The organism is Polaromonas sp. (assembly GCF_039930745.1).
Lineage (GTDB): Bacteria > Pseudomonadota > Gammaproteobacteria > Burkholderiales > Burkholderiaceae_C > Polaromonas.
Genome location: NZ_JBDTTH010000058.1, coordinates 15,238 through 29,380 on the forward strand (window position 1 = coordinate 15,238; position 14,143 = coordinate 29,380).

Here is a 14,143-nt window from a genome sequence, read left to right on the forward strand (position 1 = left end):
AGCGACACGCCGAAGGCTCACGAAGTGGGGAGCGTGGGGGCTCACTGGACTTTGCCGAAGGCCTGGGTTTTCCACGCCAGCCAGAACTTGCGCAGCGGCGTCAGGCTGACGCGCTGGTGCAGCACCTGGTAGCCGTCAGCCGCAATTTCACGCAGCAGGGTGCGGTAAATGCTGGCCATCATCAGCCCGGGCTTTTGCGCGCGGCGGTCAGTTTCTGGCAGCAGGGCCAGGGCTTCGTCATACATGGCCAGTGCCCGCTGCGTCTGAAACTGCATCAGTGCGGTGAAACGGTCGGAGTACTGGCGCTTGAGGATTTCGTGCGCTTTCACATCGAACTGCTGCAGCTCGTTGACCGGCAGGTAGATGCGTCCGCGCAGCGCGTCTTCACCGACGTCGCGGATGATGTTGGTCATCTGGAAAGCCAGTCCCAGCTTGTGGGCGTACGTGGTGGTGGCTTCTTCGGTCTGGCCGAAAATGCGCGCCGCCACTTCACCGACGATGCCGGCCACCAGGTGGCAATAGGTCTTGAGGTTGGGGAAATCGAGGTAGCGGTTTTGCGCCAGATCCATCTGGCAGCCTTCAATCACTGCCTGCAGATGCCGCGCTTCGATCTGGTAGCCGGGCGCCAGTGGCATCAGCGCTTTCATCACGGGGTGGGTGGGTGAGCCGGCATAGGACTTGAGCACCTCAGCTTGCCACCAGGCCAGCTTGGTGTGGGCCACGCCGGGGTCGGTCACCTCGTCAACAACGTCGTCGATCTCGCGGCAGAACGCGTAAAAGGCAGTGATGGCGGCGCGCCGCTCCTTGGGTAAAAACAGGAAAGCGTAATAAAAACTGCTGCCCGAAGCGGCGGCTTTTTGCTGGACATATTCCTCAGGGCTCATGCGGCAATTGTCCCATGGTGTGCGTTTTCGAACTGCTGTTCAGGAAGATGCCGCCGCCATGCGGCTCGCAACATGCCGCCGCAGTGCCGCCACCAAGCCGATCACCGCCAGCCAGGCGATCAGCACGTCGTAGAACTTCCAGACCAGCCAGATGGGCGACAAGAACTGGCCCAGAATCGGGATGAGAAAAGGCAGCAGCCGTGGCGTCCAGAACCCCGGCGCGGACGTGCAGGGCGAGGTGAACGGGTCAAACGTGCCCGGGGAGCAACCCATTTGCAGAAGTATTTCGCGCGCCGTGTAAGAGCCCAGAAAAGGTGTGCCAAGGGCGATGCAAAACGCGATCAAACCCGTCAGCAAAAGCCAGAAGCTAATGCGCAAAACGTGGTGGGCGCTCTGATCAGGCGATGTCGCAACAGGCCTTGCCGCCGGCGCGACGGTGGCCACTTTTCGCGGTTGCATGGCTGCCCAGCGAGCCCAGGCTATCACCCCCAGCCACAGCAGAATCAAGGCCCAGAAACTGTGCAGGAAAATGAACGGGTAGTCGAGGATGGTTTGCGCCGACAAAAACGGGGAAATGTTTTGTGCCAGCCAGTTGACGGGGGCCGGGCAGGAGCTGACACGGTAGTCAGCGTGCGGCTGGCAATGCAGCGCAGAGAGGAGGCCTTCGGAAACCACACCGCCGAAAAAAATAAAGGCGATGCAAAAGAGCACCAGGCCCGTTCGCAATATCTGAAAGGCAATCCGGGAAGGCCGGAGCCCGTTGCCGGCAGCCGGGAGTGAACGCGAGGCTTTCATCTGCTTGTGCTTTCTCTGGGTGGCGTTGCCAGTGCCCTGACGGCCTGGCGCATCACGGCGGGGGCGATCACTTTGTGCGCCGGCCCGACAAAAAACATGTAGATCCGGCCGAAGGTATTGTGGACATGAACCACGGTGCTCAGGGTCAGCCTGTCGTGCAGATCGTCATGCGCCTGCTTGAGTACGGAAAGCTGTACCAGCAGGTGTTTGTCGTCGTCCTGCAGCACCAGCTCATGCGGGCTGCTGCTGACCACTTCAAACAGCCCCATGCGCTGGCCGGGTACGGCCTCGCCTTCCCGCACGGCCGACATGGCACCCAGGTTTTTCAGGCCGAAGTGCTGAACCACCCGGTTGCGCAACCACATCAGCTTCTCCACCCAGACCGGGGTGCGCCGGGTGATGGCGCGGTAGATTTCGGTGGTGGTGTGGCCGGAGGCCGGCACCAGCACCTCGTAGGCGTCGGCAAAGTCGGCGTCGTGCTGGGTGGCTTCAAGCCGGCACTCGGCGGGAATGGGAACGGCGCGGACCATCAGAGCAGGGCCTTCCATAAAACCACCACGGCGTCCCAGGTGTGCAGCGTGGGGCGCTGCTTCAGTGTGCGGAAGTCCAGCGCGGCCATCTTGTCCAGAATGCGCAGCCCGCCCTGCATCACGCAGCGCAGTTCGAACCCTGCGCGCCAGCCGTCGAAGCCGCCAAGCTGTGCGGCCACCGTGGCCGGAAGTTGTGCGCCTTTTAGCATGCGGGCCCTTGCTGCACGGGCGCAAGCAGCTATCAAATTTGTAGTGGAGGCAAGCACCTCCTGCCTGAGCAACTGGCCCTCGTCTACACCGTGGGCAGCCCACCGCTCCTGCGGCAGGTAGATGCGTCCCCGTGGAATGTCTACGCTCAGGTCTTGCCAGAAGTTGATCAATTGCAGGGCGCTGCAGATGGCATCGCTTTGCTGCATCGACGCTGCATCCTTGATGCCATACAGGTGAAGCAGCAAGCGCCCGACCGGGTTGGCGGAGCGGCTGCAGTAGTCCAGCAGTTCGGCTTCGCTGGCGTAACGCTGCTTGAGGACGTCCTGTTCAAACGCGCTGAGCAGGTCGGCCAGCAGGGGCACCGGAAGCTGGAATTGCTGCAACACCGGCTGCAGGGCGCCGAACACTCTGGCCCAGCGCGCCGAGGCAGGGCGGCCCGCCGCCGTGGCGTCCAGATCGGTGCGGTAGGCGGTCAGATCCTGCAGGCGCTGGTCGGGCAGGGCGTCGCCTTCATCGGCAATGTCGTCGGCGGTGCGGGCAAACCAGTAGATGGCAGCCACCGCCGGGCGCAGCCGCGGTGGACATAACAGCGACGCCACGGGAAAGTTTTCATAGTGCTGGGACGGTGCCTGCAGCGTTGCCGCTGCGCCGGTCTGGGGGCCTGGATTCATGGCTGGGATTGTCGCTTGACAAGGCTAGTGATTTACCCTAGATTACTAACCGGTCAGTCAGTAATGTGTCTTTCCGAGCCTGTTTTCAGGTTTTTTGCCACCGCTTTAGTCAATACATCATGAATAAAACCGCATTTGCCGTTCTCAGCGGCGTCGTCCTGCTGGCAGCCTGTTCAAAGCCTGCACCGCCCGAAGAACCGGTGCGTGCTGTCAAGGTGATGACGGTGGGCGTGGACTCCTTCACCGCGGGCTATGAGTTCGCCGGCGAGGTCAAGGCGCAAGTCGAATCGCGGCTTGGTTTCAGGGTGGGCGGAAAGATGATCCGGCGTCAGGCCGAACTCGGCCAGCACGTCAAGGCCGGGCAGGTGCTGGCCCAGCTGGACCCGCAGGACTACAAACTGGCGGCAGACGCTGCGCGCGCCCAGGTGGCCGCGGCCTCGACCAACCGCGACTTGGCAGCGGCGGACTACAAACGCTACAAGGAGCTCAGGGAACAGAACTTCATCAGCGGCGCCGAACTTGAGCGCCGCGAGACCACCCTGAAGGCTGCCCAGGCACAGCTGGAGCAGGCGCAGTCGCAACTGGCCGTGCAGGGTAACCAGGCAAATTACGCCGCGCTGGTGGCAGACGTCTCGGGCGTGGTCACCGCAGTAGAGGCCGAAGCCGGGCAGGTGGTTTCGGCCGGCACGCCGGTGCTACGCATTGCGGCCGACGGCCCGCGCGATGTGGTGTTTTCCGTGCCCGAAGACAAGGTGGGCTTGATCAAGGTCGGAACGCCGGTGACGGTGCGCGTCTGGGCCCAGAACCTTGAGCTGACCGGCAAGGTCCGCGAGGTGTCCGCCAGTGCCGACCCTGCTACCCGCACCTATCCCGTGAAGGTCTTGCTGGACACCAAAGAGCCGCCCGTGCTGGGCGCTACTGTCTATGTGCAGCCGCAAGGTTTGGGCGCCACCGGCATGCAGGTGATCAAGCTGCCCACCACGGCCCTGCGCCAGGAAGGCAAGAGCAGCGCGGTGTGGGTGCTCGACAAAGCAAGCATGACCGTGAAGTCGCAAACAGTTCAGATCGCTACGGCCGATGGCAATGAAGCCGTGATTGCCGCCGGCCTGCAAGCCGGCATGCTGGTGGTCAGCGCCGGCGTGCATGTGCTCTCGCCCGGCCAGAAAGTTACCATTTATCAGCCAAAAGTGGCTCTAGCCCAATCGCCTCCAGCGCAGACAGCTATCAATCCGATAGCAAATGCCGCCGCCGCCACTTTGCCGGCGGTTGCCGCCTCTGCTGCGAAGTGAGGACGGCATGACGCAAGTACAACCAAAAGACAGCTTCAACCTGTCCAAATGGGCGCTGGACCATCCCGCGCTGACGCGTTACTTGATGCTGGTGCTGATGCTGCTGGGTTTTGCCGCCTACTTTCAGCTGGGCCAGGACGAAGACCCGCCTTTCACCTTCCGCGCGATGGTGGTCCGCACTTACTGGCCGGGCGCCACCGCGCAGCAAGTGGCCGAGCAGGTGACAGACAAGATCGAGCGCACGCTGCAGGAAGTGCCGTATGCCGACAAGATCCGCAGCTACTCCAAGCCGGGCGAGTCGCAGATCATTTTCCAGATCAAGGACTCATCGAAAGCCGCTGATGTGGCTGGCGTCTGGTACGCCGTGCGCAAGAAAGTGGGCGACATGCGCGGCACCCTGCCTGGCGGGGTGGTCGGGCCGTTCTTCAATGACGACTTTGGCGATGTGTATGGCGTGATCTATGCCCTGCAGGCCGACGGCTTCAGTTACGCCGAGCTCAAGACCTTTGCCGACGATGCCCGCCAGCAGTTGCTGCGTGTGCCTGATGTGGCCAAGGTCGAGCAGTTTGGCGTGCAGGACGAAAAGCTGTTCATCGAGATTTCGCAGAAGCGCCTGGCCCAGCTCGGGCTGGACTTCAATCAGGTGCTCAATCAGCTGGGCCAGCAGAACGCGGTGGAGTCGGCCGGCGCTGTGCAGACACCCCTCGATATCGTGCAGGTGCGCGTGGCCGGGCAGTTTGAAGCGGTGGAGCAACTCCGTGCCATGCCGATACGCGGCAATTCGGGCAACCAGCTGCGGCTGGGTGACATTGCCGAGATCAAGCGCGGCTATGTGGACCCGCCCGCCGTCAAGGTGCGCCATCAGGGGCGTGAAGTGATTGCGCTGGGTGTGTCCATGGCCAAGGGCGGGGACATCATTGCGTTGGGCAAAGCATTGAAGGACACCACAGCGCGTATAGGTTCGCGTTTGCCGGCAGGTATCGAGCTGGTGCAGATCCAGGACCAGCCGATGGCGGTAGCCACCTCGGTCAATGAATTCGTCAAGGTGCTGATCGAGGCCGTGGTGATCGTGCTGGCGGTGAGTTTTATCGCGCTGGGGTTTCACAGGCGCCCGGGCCAGCATCCGCTGTGGAAACGTTATTACATCGACATGCGGCCAGGGCTGGTGGTGGGCATCACCATTCCGCTGGTGCTGGCAGTGACTTTTCTGGCCATGAGCTACTTCGGCATTGGCCTGCACAAGATTTCGCTGGGCTCACTGATCATTGCGCTCGGCCTGCTGGTGGACGACGCCATCATTGCGGTCGAGATGATGGTGCGCAAGATGGAAGAGGGCTACGACAAGGTGCGCGCCGCGACCTTTGCCTATGAAATCACGGCCATGCCCATGCTGACCGGCACGCTGATCACCGCAGTGGGTTTTTTGCCCATCGGCATGGCCAAGTCGACCGTTGGCGAATACACCTTCGCAATTTTTGCCGTCACGGTGATTGCGCTGGTGCTGAGCTGGATCGTGTCGGTTTACTTCGTGCCCTACCTGGGCACCTTGCTGCTCAAGGCCAAGCCGGTGCCGGTTGGCGCCGAAGCAGGGCACCAGGAGCACTTTGACACGCCGTTTTACCGTGGCTTTCGTCGCCTGGTGAACTGGTGTGTGCAGTACCGATGGATCACGATAGGTGCCACGATACTGGTCTTTGCTCTCGGCATTGTCGGCATGGGCAAGGTCCAGCAGCAATTCTTCCCGGATTCGAGCCGGCCGGAGATCATGGTCGATATCTGGTTCCCGGAAGGCACCTCGTTTGCTGCCAATGAAGTCACTGCCAAGCGCGTGGAAGAGCGCTTGCTCAAGGAAGAGGGCGTCACCTCTGTCAGCACCTGGGTAGGCTCCGGCGTACCGCGCTTTTACCTGCCGCTGGACCAGGTTTTTCCGCAGACCAATGTGTCGCAATTCATCGTGTTGCCCAAGGACCTGAAGGTGCGCGAATCCCTGCGCGTGAAGCTGCCGGCGCTGCTGGCCCAGGAATTTCCCGAAGTGCGCGGCCGCATCAAGCTGCTGCCCAATGGCCCGCCTGTGCCTTACCCGGTGCAGTTCCGCGTTGTCGGCATTGATCCTCTGGTACTGCGTGACCGCGCTGACGAGGTCAAGGCAGCCATGCGAGAAAGCCCCAATACGCGCGGCGTCAATGACAACTGGAACGAGTCGGTCAAGGTGTTGCGTCTGGAAGTGGACCAGTCCAAGGCGCGCGCATTGGGCGTCACCAGCCAGTCGATTGCCCAGGCGTCTCGGACCATCCTGAGCGGCAGCAACGTGGGCCAGTTCCGGGAAGGCGACAAGCTGATCGATATCGTGCTGCGTCAGCCTCTGGACGAGCGCAACGCGATCACCGACATCGCCAACTCCTATTTGCCCACGGCTTCGGGCAAGTCCATCCCGCTCACGCAGATCGCCAAGCCGGTTTTCACCTGGGAGCCAGGGGTGATGTGGCGCGAGAACCGCGACTACGCCATCACGGTGCAAAGCGACATCGTCGAAGGCCTGCAGGGTGCCACGGTGACCAACGAACTGCTGCCCGCCCTGAGGGCCATCGAGGCCAAGTGGCAGAAAAATGGCATGGGCGGCTACCGTATCGAGGTGGCCGGTGCGGTAGAAGAGAGCAGCAAGGGGTCGAGCTCCATCGTGGCGGGCGTTCCCATCATGCTGTTCCTGACCTTCACCCTGCTGATGCTGCAACTGCACAGTTTCAGTCGCGCTATGCTGGTATTCCTGACGGGGCCGCTGGGTATTGCCGGCGTGGCTGGGGCTTTGCTGCTGTTGGGTCGCCCGTTCGGCTTTGTGGCCTTGCTTGGCGTGATCGCGTTGATGGGCATGATCCAGCGCAACTCGGTGATCCTGATCGACCAGATCGAGCAGGACCGCTCGGCAGGCATTCCGGCCTGGGACGCGATTGTGGAGTCCGCCGTGCGGCGCCTGCGTCCGATTGTGCTGACGGCCGCCGCCGCCGTGCTGGCCATGATTCCGCTGTCGCGCAGCGTGTTCTGGGGGCCGATGGCGGTTGCCATCATGGGCGGCCTGATCGTGGCCACCGTGTTGACGCTGCTGGCTTTGCCGGCGATGTACGCCGCATGGTTTCGCGTCAAACGCGAAACACCGGCGTTTAATTAGTCCGCCCGGCGGGGCAAGTGCGCAGCGCCAGACCCGCATGGTTTCGCGTCAAATGCGAAACACCGGGGTCGCCCACTTTGGCGCCGGCCTGAGGAATAGCGCCAGCGGCCTTTCGATACAGGCTAAAATAGAAAGTTGACCGATTTCAGGCGGGGGTCCTAAGCCTAAAGCTGAGGATTCCCGTTTTTGTTTCCGGCGCGCGGGTGGCGAAATTGGTAGACGCACCAGGTTTAGGTCCTGACGTCCGCAAGGATGTGGGGGTTCGAGTCCCCCCCCGCGCACCACCAGTGAGATTTCAGGACGACTGCCGCACAGGTTTGAACCGTGCGCCCAGCCCGTCTTTTACAACATATTTTTCGGAATTTAGGAGTAGATCATGGCCGTGACTGTTGAAACCCTCGAGAAGCTGGAACGCAAGATGACCTTGACCTTGCCCGTCAACACCATCCAGTCGGAAGTCGATTCACGCCTGAAGCGCCTGGCCCGCACGGTCAAAATGGACGGTTTCCGCCCCGGCAAGGTACCCATGAACGTGGTGGCCCAGCGTTATGGCTACTCAGTGCACTACGAAGTCATGAACGACAAAGTTGGCGAGGCCTTCTCGGTCGCCGCCAACGAAGCCAAGCTGCGTGTGGCCGGCCAGCCGCGCATCAGCGAAAAGGAAGGCGCGCCTGAGGGCGAGCTGGCTTTTGACGCGATTTTCGAGGTCTACCCGGAAGTCAAGATTGGCGACCTGGCCACGGCGGAAGTTGAAAAAGTTACCGCGGAAGTCACGGACGAAGCCATCGACAAGACCGTGGACATCCTGCGCAAGCAGCGTCGTACCTTCGCCCAGCGCGCCGCCGATGCGCCAGCGCAGGACGGTGACCGCGCCACCATCGACTTCGAAGGCAAGATCGATGGCGAGCCTTTTGCCGGCGGCAAGGCAGAAGCTTTCCAGTTCCTGGTCGGTGAAGGCCAGATGCTCAAGGAATTCGAAGATGCGGTGCGCGGCATGAAAAGCGGCGAAAGCAAGACCTTCCCCTTGAACTTCCCCGCTGATTACCACGGCAAGGACGTGGCCGGCAAACAGGCCGACTTCATGGTCACGGTCAAGAAGATTGAAGCCGCCCATTTGCCCGAAGTGAATGAAGCCCTGGCCAAGTCCCTGGGCATTGCCGACGCCACCGTGGAAGGCCTGCGCGCCGACATCAAGAAAAACCTTGAGCGCGAAGTGAAGTTTCGCCTGCTGGCCCGCAACAAGAACGCCGTGATGGACGCGCTGCTGGCTCATGCCGAACTCGACGTGCCGCAGGCGATTGTTCAGGCCGAACTGGACCGCATGGTGGAAGGCGCCCGCGCCGACCTCAAGCAGCGCGGCATCAAGGACGCCGACAAGGCACCGATTCCCGACGACATCTTCCGCCCGCAGGCTGAAAAGCGCGTGCGCCTGGGCCTGGTGGTGGCTGAGCTGACCCGCTCCAACGACCTGTTCCCCAAGACCGAACAGGTCAAGACCCACGTCGAAGAACTGGCATCAAGCTACGAGAAGCCGCAGGATGTGGTGCGCTGGTACTTCAGCGACGAAAAACGCATGGCAGAGGTCGAGTCCGTCGTGATCGAAAACAACGTCACGAATTTTGTGCTCGGCAAGGCCAAAATCGTTGAAAAATCAGTGTCCTTTGACGAATTGATGGCGCAGAACTGAGGTAGAGCGCGGGCTGCGGCCCGTCATCTGGCAGATTTTCTCTTGCGGGGGCTTGCGGCTACGGCTTCGAGCCCCATTTATTTTGGGTAAAGTACACCCAACATTTGGAGAACACATGATTTACAGCAGTGCACAGGACATTCAAGGCCTCGGTATGGTGCCGATGGTGATTGAGCAGTCCGGCCGCGGCGAGCGGTCGTATGACATTTATTCGCGCCTGCTGAAGGAACGCGTCATTTTCCTGGTCGGCCCGGTCAATGATCAGACCGCCAACCTGGTGGTGGCCCAGCTGCTTTTCCTGGAAAGCGAAAACCCGGACAAGGACATTTCTTTCTACATCAATTCCCCCGGCGGCTCGGTCACGGCGGGCATGGCGATTTACGACACCATGCAGTTCATCAAGGCAGACGTTTCCACGCTATGCGTCGGCATGGCAGCCAGCATGGGCGCCTTCCTGCTGGCGGCTGGCGCCAAGGGCAAGCGCTTTTCGCTGCCCAACTCGCGCGTGATGATTCACCAGCCATCGGGCGGCGCGCAGGGCCAGGCTACCGACATTGAAATTCACGCGCGCGACATCCTCAAAACGCGTGAGCAACTCAATCGCATCCTGGCTGCGAACACCGGGCAGACGGTCGAAAAAATCGAGCGCGATACGGAGCGTGACTACTTCATGTTTGCCGAAGAGGCAAAAACTTATGGCGTCGTGGACCAGGTGATTGCCAAGCGCCCCTGAGCGAACGTTCCGAGCGTTTGCCTCCCTTAGTTGCAGCATAGCAACGGCGTTTCTGTAACAGGGGACGCCGTTTTTACTGGCTGCTCCCCCAGAGCCGGCTGAGGCCTGTTTCGCCATGCGTGAGGCCAGGTTTATTTGGTTATCATTAGCTAACACCTCCCACGGGCACCCAAAGGCATTCCATTCATGGCCGAAAAAAAAGGCTCTTCCAGCGAAAAAACCCTGTATTGCTCCTTCTGCGGCAAAAGCCAGCACGAGGTCAAAAAGCTGATTGCAGGGCCATCGGTTTTCATCTGCGATGAATGCATAGACCTGTGCAACGAAATCATCCGTGATGAGTTGCCCGCTGGGGACGATGTGCGCGAAACGCGCGGCGACCTGCCCACGCCGCTGGAGATCAAGACGACGCTGGACGGCTACGTCATCGGCCAGGAACCGGCCAAACGTACCTTGGCGGTTGCCGTGTACAACCACTACAAGCGTTTGCGGCACAAGGAAAAAGCCAAAAAGGACGAAGTCGAGCTGACCAAGAGCAATATCCTGCTGATCGGCCCGACCGGCTCCGGCAAGACGCTGCTGGCCCAGACCCTGGCGCGTACGCTCAACGTTCCTTTTGTGATGGCCGACGCGACCACACTGACCGAAGCCGGTTATGTCGGTGAAGACGTCGAAAACATCATCCAGAAGCTGCTGCAAAGCTGCAACTACGAAGTTGAGCGCGCGCAGCAGGGCATCGTCTACATCGACGAGATCGACAAGATTTCGCGCAAATCGGACAACCCGTCCATCACCCGCGACGTGTCGGGCGAGGGCGTGCAGCAGGCTTTGCTCAAGCTGATCGAAGGCACCATGGCGTCAGTGCCACCGCAAGGCGGCCGCAAGCACCCGAACCAGGATTTCCTGCAGGTTGACACCACCAACATCCTGTTTATCTGCGGCGGCGCTTTCTCGGGGCTGGAAAAAGTCATTGAAAACCGCACCGAATCGTCGGGCATTGGTTTTGGTGCCAGCGTCAAGAGCAAGAAGGCCCGCAGCCTGACCGAGGCGTTCAAGGATGTGGAGCCGGAAGACCTGATCAAGTTCGGCCTGATCCCCGAACTGGTGGGCCGCATGCCTGTTGTGGCCACGCTGGCGGAGCTGACCGAAGACGCGCTGGTGCAAATCCTGACCGAGCCCAAAAACGCCGTCGTCAAGCAGTTCAGCAAGCTGCTCTCGATGGAGGGCGTGGATCTCGAAATTCGCCCTTCGGCGCTCAAGGCCATTGCCCGCAAGGCCCTGGCCCGCAAAACCGGTGCACGCGGGCTGCGTTCGATTTTGGAACAGTCCCTGATAGACACCATGTTTGACCTGCCCAACACGAGCAATGTGGAAAAAGTGGTAGTAGACGAGTCGACCATTGAGGAAAACAAGGCGCCGCTGCTGGTGTACCGGGAAGCGGCCAAGCAGGCCTGATGCCGCCGAAAAGCGAAATCTGCCCGGCGCTGCGCCTCCTCCGCCAGGTAAATCCCTTTGCTGGCTTGAAAAGTGGCCGCTGTTCCCCACTTTCCAAATAATGTTTTCACCGATACTGAAAATCCCCCTTCGCACCTGAAAGACGGGTTTTCCTTGAGGCTTACCTTTAAAGGGTTGATATGTCCGCACAAACTACCTTGCCTTCCAGCCCGATAGACCTCCCGCTGTTGCCATTGCGCGATGTGGTGGTGTTCCCTCACATGGTAATTCCGCTGTTTGTGGGCCGCCCGAAAAGCATCAAGGCCCTGGAGTCGGCGATGGAGGCCGAGCGTCGCATCATGCTGGTGGCCCAGAAGGCCGCAGCCAAGGATGAACCGTCCGTGGAGGACATGTTCGGGGTCGGCTGCGTGGCCACCATCCTGCAGATGCTCAAGCTGCCGGACGGCACGGTCAAGGTGCTGGTGGAAGGCCAGCAACGCGCCATTGTCAACAGGATCGAAGAAGGCGAGTCTCACTTCAGCGCCAATGTGACACCGGTGGAGCCGGTCGTACTCACGCCCGGTGACAAGACCAGCGAAACGGAAGCGCTTCGCCGCGCCGTGATGCAGCAGTTCGACCACTACGTCAAGCTGAATAAAAAAATTCCGCCGGAAATCCTGACTTCGATTTCCAGCATCGACGATGCCGGCCGCCTGGCCGACACAATAGCCGCGCACCTGCCGCTCAAACTGGATGCCAAGCAGGTCATTCTTGACCTGGACAATGTCAAGGCGCGCCTGGAGAACCTCTACGAGCAGCTTGAGCGCGAGGTCGACATCCTCAACGTCGACAAAAAGATCCGCGGCCGCGTCAAGCGCCAGATGGAGAAAAACCAGCGCGATTTCTACCTGAATGAGCAGGTCAAGGCGATCCAGAAAGAGCTGGGTGAAGGCGAAGAAGGCGCGGACATCGAAGAGATTGAGAAAAAAATCAAGAGCGCCAAGATGCCGCAGGAAGCGCGCAAGAAGGCCGAAAGCGAGTTGAAAAAGCTCAAGTTGATGTCGCCGATGTCGGCCGAAGCCACAGTGGTGCGTACTTATATCGATGTGCTGACCGGCTTGCCTTGGAGCAAGAAGACCAAGATCAAGCATGACCTGGCAAATGCCGAGAAAGTGCTGGACGAAGACCATTACGGCCTGGAAAAGGTCAAGGACCGCATTGTTGAATATCTCGCGGTGCAGCAGCGCGTTGACAAGCTCAAGGCGCCGATTCTTTGCCTGGTCGGCCCTCCCGGTGTGGGCAAGACCTCGCTGGGCCAGTCGATTGCGAAGGCGACAGGCCGCAAGTACGTGCGCATGGCGCTGGGCGGCATGCGTGATGAAGCCGAGATCCGCGGCCACCGGCGCACCTACATCGGTGCGCTGCCGGGCAAGGTCCTGCAAAGCCTGACCAAGGCCGGCACACGCAACCCGCTGTTTCTGCTCGACGAGATCGACAAGCTCGGAACCGATTTCCGGGGCGATCCTTCCAGCGCGCTGCTGGAAGTGCTCGATCCCGAGCAGAACCATACCTTTGGCGACCACTATGTGGAGGTCGACTTTGACCTGAGCGATGTGATGTTCGTCGCAACGTCCAACTCGATGAACATTCCTCCGGCCTTGCTGGACCGCATGGAAGTGATTCGCCTGTCGGGTTATACGGAAGACGAAAAAACCAGCATTGCCATGCGCTATCTGCTGCCCAAGCAGCTCAAGAACAACGGCGTCAAGGAAGACGAGCTGGAAATTCAGGAGCAGGCGGTCCGCGACATCGTGCGTTATTACACGCGTGAAGCCGGTGTGCGTTCGCTTGAACGCGAGCTGTCCAAGATTTGCCGCAAGGTCGTCAAGGGCATCCAGCTCAAGAAGATGGAGCCCAAAGTCACCGTCACCGCGGACAACCTCAATGACTTCCTGGGTGTGCGCAAATTTGACTACGGCCGCGCCGAGAACCACAACCAGATTGGCCAGGTGGTGGGCCTGGCGTGGACTGAAGTCGGCGGCGACCTGCTGACGATTGAAGCGGCCATGATGCCTGGCAAGGGCGTGATCACGCGCACCGGTTCGCTCGGGGACGTGATGAAGGAATCCGTGGAGGCTGCACGCACGGTGGTGCGCAGCCGGGCACGCGTGCTGGGCATCAAGGACGAAATGTTCGAGAAGCGCGACATCCACATTCACGTGCCCGATGGCGCGACGCCCAAGGACGGCCCGAGTGCCGGTGCGGCGATGACCACGGCTTTCGTATCGGCCATCACCGGCATTCCCGTACGCGGAGATGTGGCGATGACCGGAGAGATCACGCTGCGTGGCGAGGTCACGGCCATTGGCGGACTGAAGGAGAAGCTTCTTGCTGCCCTGCGCGGTGGCATCAAGACTGTCCTGATCCCCGAAGAAAACGCAAAGGACCTGCAGGAGATTCCGGAGAACGTGAAGAACGGCCTGGAGATCGTGCCTGTCAAATGGATCGACCAGGTGCTGCAGATCGCATTGGTGCGCCAGCCTGTGCCGCTCACCGATGACGAGGCCGCTGTCGCGACAGCGGCTCCTGCAGCGCCGGTGGTAGAAGTTGCGGGCAGCGTCAAGCACTGAGACTGGTGAAATTTTAAAGCCTCTTCGCAAAGCGCAAAAAAGTACGCTATAATTTGAGGCTGTAATCGCGGGAGTAGCTCAGTTGGTAGAGCGCAACCTTGCCAAGGTTGAGGTCGAGAG

10 protein-coding genes and 1 tRNA gene are annotated in these 14,143 nt (G+C 60.6%); 7 read left to right on the plus strand and 4 right to left on the minus strand.

Features of this window, described 5'->3' with window-relative positions:
• Positions 1-41 precede the first annotated feature (41 nt).
• The 4 genes from hpnD to hpnC are packed head-to-tail and all read right to left on the minus strand — an operon-like array spanning position 42 to position 3,090.
• Positions 42-884, minus strand: a complete 843-nt coding sequence (hpnD, locus tag ABI660_RS16090) for a presqualene diphosphate synthase HpnD (protein WP_348069887.1) — start codon at positions 882-884, stop codon at positions 42-44.
• A 39-nt stretch (positions 885-923) separates the two neighbouring features.
• Complete coding sequence (locus ABI660_RS16095; protein WP_348069889.1) at positions 924-1,679, minus strand: hypothetical protein; 756 nt, start codon at positions 1,677-1,679, stop codon at positions 924-926.
• Positions 1,676-2,227 (minus strand): DUF2867 domain-containing protein, encoded by a 552-nt coding sequence (locus tag ABI660_RS16100; RefSeq protein ID WP_348069891.1) that lies wholly within the window; start codon positions 2,225-2,227, stop codon positions 1,676-1,678. The genes ABI660_RS16095 and ABI660_RS16100 overlap by 4 nt, the downstream gene beginning before the upstream one ends.
• The gene (gene hpnC / locus ABI660_RS16105) at positions 2,209-3,090 is read right to left on the minus strand and encodes a squalene synthase HpnC (protein WP_348069894.1); all 882 of its coding nucleotides are present in this window, start codon (positions 3,088-3,090) and stop codon (positions 2,209-2,211) included. The genes ABI660_RS16100 and hpnC overlap by 19 nt, the downstream gene beginning before the upstream one ends.
• Positions 3,091-3,209: 119 nt before the next feature.
• Here hpnC and ABI660_RS16110 point away from each other — a divergent pair, with 119 nt between their 5' ends.
• The 7 genes from ABI660_RS16110 (at position 3,210) to lon (ending at position 14,023) form a co-directional block, all read left to right on the plus strand.
• A complete protein-coding gene (locus ABI660_RS16110) occupies positions 3,210-4,379 on the plus strand; it encodes an efflux RND transporter periplasmic adaptor subunit (RefSeq protein WP_348069896.1) in 1,170 nt (389 codons plus the stop codon).
• A gap of 7 nt (positions 4,380-4,386) precedes the next feature.
• On the plus strand, positions 4,387-7,542 hold the full coding sequence (locus tag ABI660_RS16115; protein WP_348069899.1) for an efflux RND transporter permease subunit: 3,156 nt from the start codon (positions 4,387-4,389) through the stop codon (positions 7,540-7,542).
• Positions 7,543-7,739: 197 nt separating this feature from the next.
• Positions 7,740-7,826 (plus strand) — tRNA-Leu (locus tag ABI660_RS16120).
• A gap of 92 nt (positions 7,827-7,918) precedes the next feature.
• Entirely contained in the window at positions 7,919-9,229 is a 1,311-nt protein-coding gene (gene tig, locus ABI660_RS16125) for a trigger factor (RefSeq protein ID WP_348069902.1), read from the plus strand.
• A gap of 115 nt (positions 9,230-9,344) precedes the next feature.
• The gene (clpP, locus tag ABI660_RS16130; RefSeq protein WP_348069904.1) at positions 9,345-9,962 is read left to right on the plus strand and encodes an ATP-dependent Clp endopeptidase proteolytic subunit ClpP; all 618 of its coding nucleotides are present in this window, start codon (positions 9,345-9,347) and stop codon (positions 9,960-9,962) included.
• A 186-nt stretch (positions 9,963-10,148) separates the two neighbouring features.
• The gene (gene clpX, locus ABI660_RS16135) at positions 10,149-11,414 is read left to right on the plus strand and encodes an ATP-dependent Clp protease ATP-binding subunit ClpX (protein ID WP_348069906.1); all 1,266 of its coding nucleotides are present in this window, start codon (positions 10,149-10,151) and stop codon (positions 11,412-11,414) included.
• 179 nt (positions 11,415-11,593) lie between these two features.
• The gene (lon, locus tag ABI660_RS16140) at positions 11,594-14,023 is read left to right on the plus strand and encodes an endopeptidase La (protein WP_348069908.1); all 2,430 of its coding nucleotides are present in this window, start codon (positions 11,594-11,596) and stop codon (positions 14,021-14,023) included.
• Positions 14,024-14,143 lie beyond the last annotated feature (120 nt).